8 protein-coding genes and 1 rRNA gene are annotated in these 7,479 nt (G+C 38.7%); 7 read left to right on the top strand and 2 right to left on the bottom strand.

Going from position 1 to position 7,479, the window contains the following annotated elements:
* Positions 1-29: 29 nt before the first annotated feature.
* Entirely contained in the window at positions 30-1,895 is a 1,866-nt protein-coding gene (shc, locus tag ACIFOT_RS26145; RefSeq protein WP_430069944.1) for a squalene--hopene cyclase, read from the bottom strand.
* Positions 1,896-2,017: 122 nt separating this feature from the next.
* On the opposite strand from shc, the gene ACIFOT_RS26150 reads away from it, so the two are divergent.
* The 6 genes from ACIFOT_RS26150 (at position 2,018) to ACIFOT_RS26175 (ending at position 6,777) form a co-directional block, all read left to right on the top strand.
* Positions 2,018-3,106 (top strand): DUF2515 domain-containing protein, encoded by a 1,089-nt coding sequence (locus tag ACIFOT_RS26150; protein ID WP_430069946.1) that lies wholly within the window; start codon positions 2,018-2,020, stop codon positions 3,104-3,106.
* Between the two features lie 7 nt (positions 3,107-3,113).
* Entirely contained in the window at positions 3,114-3,482 is a 369-nt protein-coding gene (locus tag ACIFOT_RS26155) for a CBO0543 family protein (RefSeq protein WP_430069948.1), read from the top strand.
* A 232-nt stretch (positions 3,483-3,714) separates the two neighbouring features.
* Positions 3,715-4,155: a peptidylprolyl isomerase gene (locus ACIFOT_RS26160; protein ID WP_289988153.1), complete on the top strand. Its 441-nt coding sequence runs from the start codon at positions 3,715-3,717 to the stop codon at positions 4,153-4,155.
* A gap of 99 nt (positions 4,156-4,254) precedes the next feature.
* Positions 4,255-5,043 carry a divergent polysaccharide deacetylase family protein gene (locus tag ACIFOT_RS26165; RefSeq protein WP_430069951.1) on the top strand — a complete coding sequence of 263 codons (789 nt, stop codon included), beginning with the start codon at positions 4,255-4,257 and terminating at the stop codon, positions 5,041-5,043.
* A 100-nt stretch (positions 5,044-5,143) separates the two neighbouring features.
* Positions 5,144-5,896: an exodeoxyribonuclease III gene (locus ACIFOT_RS26170; RefSeq protein WP_430069954.1), complete on the top strand. Its 753-nt coding sequence runs from the start codon at positions 5,144-5,146 to the stop codon at positions 5,894-5,896.
* A gap of 110 nt (positions 5,897-6,006) precedes the next feature.
* The gene (locus ACIFOT_RS26175) at positions 6,007-6,777 is read left to right on the top strand and encodes a class I SAM-dependent methyltransferase (RefSeq protein WP_430069957.1); all 771 of its coding nucleotides are present in this window, start codon (positions 6,007-6,009) and stop codon (positions 6,775-6,777) included.
* Positions 6,778-6,833: 56 nt separating this feature from the next.
* Here ACIFOT_RS26175 and ACIFOT_RS26180 read toward each other — a convergent pair whose 3' ends face one another.
* The gene (locus tag ACIFOT_RS26180) at positions 6,834-6,971 is read right to left on the bottom strand and encodes a hypothetical protein (RefSeq protein WP_430069959.1); all 138 of its coding nucleotides are present in this window, start codon (positions 6,969-6,971) and stop codon (positions 6,834-6,836) included.
* 440 nt (positions 6,972-7,411) lie between these two features.
* Between ACIFOT_RS26180 and ACIFOT_RS26185 the strand changes: the two genes are divergently transcribed.
* Positions 7,412-7,479, top strand: a 16S ribosomal RNA gene (locus tag ACIFOT_RS26185); the annotation flags it as partial.

A 7,479-nucleotide genomic window follows, 5' to 3' on the forward strand; every position in this document is an offset into this window, starting at 1 on the left:
AGTTGACCGTCGATGTTTTATTTAGATTATCATTTTTCGAACTTCTTATGATAATGGGACAAAGTCAATAGCGGAAAAATATAACGGTAGCTGTGGTAATGAATATAAAAACCGCCCGCCATTCCTTGTCCTTTAGGGTAGTCCGTGGTCCAATCTGATTGTTCCAACGAATCTAGTAAATATTTAATTCCTTTTTCAATAGCTGCGGTCGTTTTTTCGGAAACAGAAATCAAAGCATCTAGGGCCCAGGCTGTATGTGTCAAGGTGCTTGCGCGTAAAGGGACATATATTTTTTTGTTGTCGCTATGGCAAGATTCTCCCCAGCCGCCATCTCCATTCTGAATACTGCGCAGCCATTTAACGGCATTTTGAATAGCAGGATGACTCCTCGGTACATTCACTGCTAATAATCCTGTAACGGCAGCCCATGTCCCATATATATAACAAATTCCCCAGCGGCCATACCAGGAGCCATCCTTCTCTTGATTCTTAAAAAGCCATTTTACGCCTTTTTGGATGGCGGTATGATCATGTGGAAGATTCGTATAATTCCCGAAGAATTCTAAGGTTCTTCCGGTAATATCTGCACAAGTTGGGTCTGTTAATAGAAACTCTCCTTTTTCAATTGGTAAAAATTCAAATACCTTTGTATTCGTATTTTTTTCAAAGCCGGCCCAGCCGCCATCGTCGTTTTGCATCGATAAAACCCAGCGGATTCCCCGCTCCCAAGCTGCAAGATCAGTTGGTAAGCTTCTTGAAAACGATCTGAGCGAAGCGGTTGTGTCATCAACATCCGGATTAATGGTATTAACATCGGAAAAACCCCAGCCGCCAGGCAGGCTAGAAGGGTTATGAATCACCCAATCTCCGAATTTTTTATGCTGCCGTTTAAGGAGGTAATCATTGGCTTTTGTTACTATCGAATCTTCAGGAGGAACACCTGCTGATTGTAAGGTGAAACTAATTAACGATGTATTCCACACATCCGCGGTGGTATATTGCATATGAGGCAAGCCATTAATTTCACATTTCATTGCGCGGATTCCTTCTAAAGCTTTTACAATAACAGGATCTGTTTTTTTATATCCAAAAGAAAGTAAAGCGAAAATCATCAAAAAGGTGCAGCTGTAATAACTGTATAACGTGCCATCTGGTTCAAGGTGGTCAAGCATATACTTTTTCGCCCGTTCAATCGCTAAATTACGAAGCTGTTCGGGTAGACCAATTAAGCTTTTGACCCCATCTTCAATAACAGATAGCAGGGATCTTAACTCAGAGGAGCGGACCCATTGGTCCTCACTATACCGATGTAAATGCAAATCAGTAAGATTCGGGCTTTTTTCAGTCATGATTGAAAATTTCTTACTAGCAAGTATCATAATCGGAGTCAGGTTTGCTCTGCCAAAAACGGAGAAGGAATAAAAATTGATTGGAAATTTGTGCGGTAAAAGAAGCACTTCAATCGGCAACGGTGAAAATGCCGGCCATTTGTATTGACCGGTTAAAGCAAGCATGATTTTTGTAAACATACTGACATCTTCCAAGCCGCCGTTTGCTAAAATAAACCTTTTAGCAGCTCTCAGCTGTTTGTCTTCGTCACTGTAAAATCCCGAATAAAGAAGCGCATAATATGCCTCTACGGTTGACGATAGATTCCCTTCACCCTCATCGTAAAATAGCTTCCACGAACCGTTTTTTTCCTGCCTGCTTAAAATTCTCCTCGCTAGCCCTTGTATTAATTCCTCATCATTTAATTCCAATGACCGTAATAAAATAATCATATAGGCATCTGTTGAAAGGCCTGTTTCAAATGGATAATTCCATGAACCATCGGGAGATTGGTCTTTTCTCAGCATTTCGATCAGCCACTCAATGCCTTTTCTAGTCTCCAACATCTGAAATCATCATTCCTCTCCCATAAAAATATTCTCATCTATACATATTCGTATCGGAGGATGAGAATTCATAAGGGAGGTTACGAGCTATTTTTTTTATAAGGAATCGGGAAAAGACACCATTGGAAAGCATCCGAGACGAATTAAGAAGGAAAATCAAATCTCCATCTTCCTCCAAACAAATATCGAAGAGTGAAAGAGTTTTTTTAGAACAAATAAGAAGCAAAACAGCGGAACAAAATCTCAACAATGTAACAAGGACGAAAGCTTACCTTGATTTTTATCTGCAGCATCCGGAAATCCATTGGGCATTTTTAGGCCACATGGTTTCCCGAAATGGCGGCTACAACATGACCGATCTAAAAGGTGAATTTCTTGTCCGATTGATGGCAAGAAAAGATAGGGAAACTTTTTTTACTTTTTTGGAACGAGGGAATTGGCTGATTTTTCAAGACGTCTATCCGCAATTTTTACTTTATGAAGAAAGCGTAAGGCAGAATAAACCATTATTTCACTTGCTTCCTTCTTTAAATATATCCACTTTCATGGAGACCATTTGGAATCATTTTTGGAGGGAGCAATGCACTTACATTCTTGCAATTGCGATGGTCATCAATGAGCAGAGTTACTTAGAACAAAGAGTGGTGAAAAATCCGCTTTATCAAAAAGAAGTATTAAGCAAATTTGAGTTTCTTCTCCAGGATTGGCTTTCCTTTAATCACATTCTCTTTCCTTATGGAAAAAAGAACCTTTGCGGGCAAACCCTTCATCAATTTGAATCTCTGAATGAACGGATTTTACTTGGAAAAAGGTTATATTCCATTCTTTTTAAAGATAAAGACCATTTAGAGCAAACGGTGGAATGGGCAAAAAGAACTCCACATACCAGTTCAAGAAAAGATTACTGGCCTGATATTTTTAACAGCGTGAATGAAGGAATTCCTGGTTTTGCTTATCAACTTCGATTAAAATCCTGTCAGTTAAAAAGCGGGGCACGAAAAATATACAGTCCAACCCTTGAAAACGCTTGGAAAAATGTGACGCATAATGAAGCTGAAAAAGGGGATTGGTTTCGTGATTACCGTGTGGCTGATTATTTAGCAGAGGAGACCGAAATTATTAATGGGGAGATTGTGAATGAATACTGTAAAACACTTGAACGGCTCGAGCTTGCGGCCCTTGCGAAAAAAGCGATTAACTTTATGGAATAAACATTTTATGGCCTGCGCAGTGCTAGCGTCATTGCTTGGATCATATTTAGATCTTTATTTTGTTGGAAAAGGATTGTACCAATTTCCTCAAAGGCCCTTGCCTGAGGTATTTTCCATCAATATTGCGTTTACCTTGGCGGGACTGCCAATTTTGGTAATGGTGGTTTTATATTGTTTATCACAAGTAAATAAATGGGGAAAAGCAGGTGTCATTTTATTTGTTAGCCTCCTTATGCCGATTTTAGAAAAATTAGCGGAGGAGTTAGGCTTGTTTGTTCACTCGGAGGCATGGAAGCATTTTTATACCTTTGTTGGATATTTAGTTTTCTTAACCATTATTTATAGATGCTACATGTGGATGGAAAAACATAAATAATAAAAGCCGGGACGATTCATCCCAGCTTTCATGATGCCACTAAGTGCACCATCGGCCCCTGCCGTCCGTACAGTGGTTAAGTGTCCCGCAACAAGCGAAATGTTCGGCAGGGGCTCACCATTATTTTATCACATACACGGAGAAAATATAATGCTTACAATTGCCAATACTTTCTTTTCTTTTTCGAAAAGTGTATGATGAATATGATTTTTTACATAAAGGAGTGTTTGAAATGGCTAAAAAAGGACATTTTTTAATGGAAAATGGCGAGAAAATTGAGTTTGAATTATACCCTGAAGCAGCACCGGGTACTGTGGAGAATTTTGAAACATTAGCTAATAAAGGATTTTACAATGGTCTAAACTTCCATCGTGTTATCCCAGGGTTTGTAAGTCAAGGCGGCTGCCCACACGGAACTGGAACCGGCGGACCTGGCTACACCATTAAATGTGAAACAGAAGGAAATCCTCACAAACACGTACCAGGCGCCTTATCAATGGCTCACGCAGGACGAAACACTGGTGGAAGCCAGTTCTTCATCGTTCATGAATCTCAGCCGCATTTAAATGGAGTTCATACTGTTTTTGGTCAAGTAACTTCCGGATTAGAAACAGCAAAATCGATGAGAAATGGCGACAAAATGCAAGAAGTTAAGGTATATGATGAAGAGTAAGAATTAGGAGAGAGCCAATCGGCTCTCTTTTTCTGTTTGGGAATGTTTGTGAGTACATTGGGGAAAATATCTTCAAAAAGTTTACTTTTGGGGGTCTATATGAAAAAGTTTATATTTATTCTCATCCCGTTTCTGCTTTTTTCACTTAACCAAAAAGCTTCAGCTGAAAATACTGAAGCCAAGCAATTAAAGGCAGCTGTTATTATCGACGATTTTGGAGGCGGGTCGGGTGGAGTCAGGGACTTTTTAGAAGGTGATATACCGATTACTGCAGCAGTAATGCCATTTACTGAAAATTCGAAAGCGCATGCAGAGTGGGCTCATAAAAATGGTTTTGAAGTGATGGTTCACTTGCCAATGGAACCAAAGAGGGGCAAAAGGTCTTGGTTAGGTCCAAAGCCGATTACGGTTGACCTTACGGCAAAACAAGTAAGGCAGCGGGTAAAAGAAGCGATAAAGACTGTTCCCTATGCAGTTGGACTTAATAATCATATGGGCTCATTGGCAGTTGAAAACGAACGAATTGTACGGGCAATTGTTGAGGTGGCAAAAGAAAATAAACTTTATATTATCGACAGCGGGACGAGCCCTGAATCCAAATTCCCAGAGATTGCAAATGAACTCGGTGTTCCTCTTTTAAAAAGAGACGTTTTCCTTGATGATATTTCGTCTTCGTCCCATGTATACAAACAGATGATCCGTCTTGCCAAGGTAACAGAAATTAAAGGCAAGGGAATTGCCATTGGACATGTGGGGGTGACTGGTAAGGTATGCTCAGTGGGGGTTTTTCAATCAATGGACGAATTTAAGAAACGCCATATTAAAATCGTCCCAGTCTCAGAACTTTTATCTGAAAAACTAATTGAAAAAAACTTTGTTCCAAATTAAAGGCAGCTGCAGACTGCCTTTTTTGCTGAAGTCAAATTTTCTGGTACAATGTCACCTATCAAACTATAAATTTAGGCATCAAGGGAGATGGAATAGAGATATGAAATTAATATCATGGAATGTCAACGGTCTTAGAGCTTGTGTCAAAAAAGGGTTTTTAGAATATTTTCATCAAATGGATGCGGATATTTTTTGTATCCAGGAAACGAAATTACAAGAAGGGCAAATTAGCCTGGAATTAGATGGATATAATCAATACTGGAATTATGCGATTAAAAAAGGTTATTCGGGAACTGCTGTTTTTACGAAAATAGAACCGATTTCCGTCCAATATGGAGTTGGAACGGATGAAAGTGAAGACGAAGGAAGGATCCTTACCTTGGAGTTTGAACGTTTTTTCTTGGTCAATGTGTATACCCCAAATTCCCAGCGTGATTTGGCAAGAATCGGTTACCGCTTGGAATGGGAGGATCGCATCCTTAATCACCTACAAGAGTTAGATAAAATTAAACCGGTCATTCTCTGCGGGGACTTAAATGTCGCTCATCAAGAAATTGACCTGCGAAACCCAAAGTCGAATGTAGGGAACTCGGGATTTACCGAAGAAGAGCGAGGGAAAATGACTACGCTATTGAATGCGGGGTTTGTCGATAGTTACCGCCACTTTAATCCGGACCAAGAAGGTGCCTACACTTGGTGGTCTTATATGGCCAAAGTGCGGGAGCGGAATATAGGCTGGCGGATTGACTATTTTATCGTCTCAAAAACGTTTTGTGAGCAATTGAAACATGCAGAAATCCATTCTGAGATAGTGGGCAGCGACCATTGTCCAGTAGTACTTGAACTTCATTAATGTCCTTTCATAACATTTTCTTATAATAAAGCATAAAAAAACCGTAATTTTCATTATGAGTTAAATATTCTATAGTTAATTTAACACAGAAAAGAACGGGGGAATCTAAAATGGATATTAAAAAAGATGTTCAGGAGCAGTTTGGAAAAAGCGCCGATTCATATGTTAGCAGTTCTATTCATAAAAAAGGGAAGGACCTCCAGAAATTATTAGAGATGGCTTCTCTCAATGGGGAGGATGAGTTGCTTGACATTGCCACGGGCGGCGGTCATACGGCCAACTCATTTGCACCCTTTGTAAAAAAAGTGACGGCCGTTGATTTGACTCCGGAAATGTTATCGGCGGCGGAAAACTTTATCAAAGGAAATGGCAATCAAAATGTTGACTTCATTATTGGCGATGCAGAAAATCTTCCATTTCCAGATGAATCGTTTGATCTTGTAACATGCCGAATAGCTCCGCATCATTTTCCGAATGTAAAACGTTTTATTAACGAAGTATATCGGGTGTTAAAGCCAAATGGCCAATTTTTGCTTGATGATAATGTCACACCTGAAGAAGAAGAATTTGATGACTTCTATAATACGATTGAAAAATGGCGTGATTACAGTCATTATCGGGCATGGAAAAAATCAGAATGGCTTCAAATGCTTGAAGTAAACAGTTTTGAAATAACTGAATGGCACCGGTTCGAAAAAACCTTCCAATTTGAATCGTGGTGCAACCGCATGAATCTTTCACAAACAGAAAAAGAAAAATTAGCTCAATACATCATAAATGCTTCACCAAAAGTAAAACAAAAATTTCGCATTTTAATAGAGAGCAATCAAGTTATTTCCTTTCAAGGTGAAGCTGTCGTTTTAAAGGCCATTAGAAAATAAAAAAACCTTTGCACGAAGAGAAGTATTCTCTTTTTGCAAAGGTTTTTTTATTATGCTTAGATTTCATTAAGGGCGGTTCCAATTTCATCAAATTCAGGCGATTTTTCATTTTGACCTGATCTTTCTATTTGCTCCTGTTCTATTGGGGTAACCAAACCTTGGTCTTCTTCCTTTTTTTGAAGATGCCAATTCACTTTATCACCACTCCTTTTGAAAACGAATTACTAAAGTATTTTTTCCTATAATAGTGAATCTAAACCATGAATCGCATTAGGATGGAGATCTTTTAGCCAAATTAAAAATTGAATAATTTTTTGCTCTTCTATAATGTAATATATGTGTGAAAAAAATGAAAAATAGTAGTTGACGAAAATTGTTTTGGGTAGTAATATATTCAATGTCGCTGTTGCGAAATGTATTAATAAAGCTGCTAAGTTTTATTAAAAAATAATTCGTAGTTGTTGACAAGGTTGAAATGTAATGATAAGATAATAAACGTCGCTAATTTAATAGATTAGTAGATGAAACAAGCAATGATTGTTCTTTGAAAACTAAACAAACAAAAACGTCAACAAACAATAATATTCGTTTCTTTTGAAACGAGCCAACGTTTTATTTTATGAGCTAATCAACTTTCTTGGAGAGTTTGATCCTGGCTCAGGACGAACGCTGGCGGCGTGCCTAATACATGCAAGTCGAGCG

The sequence above is a fragment of the Neobacillus sp. NRS-1170 genome, assembly GCF_050468025.1.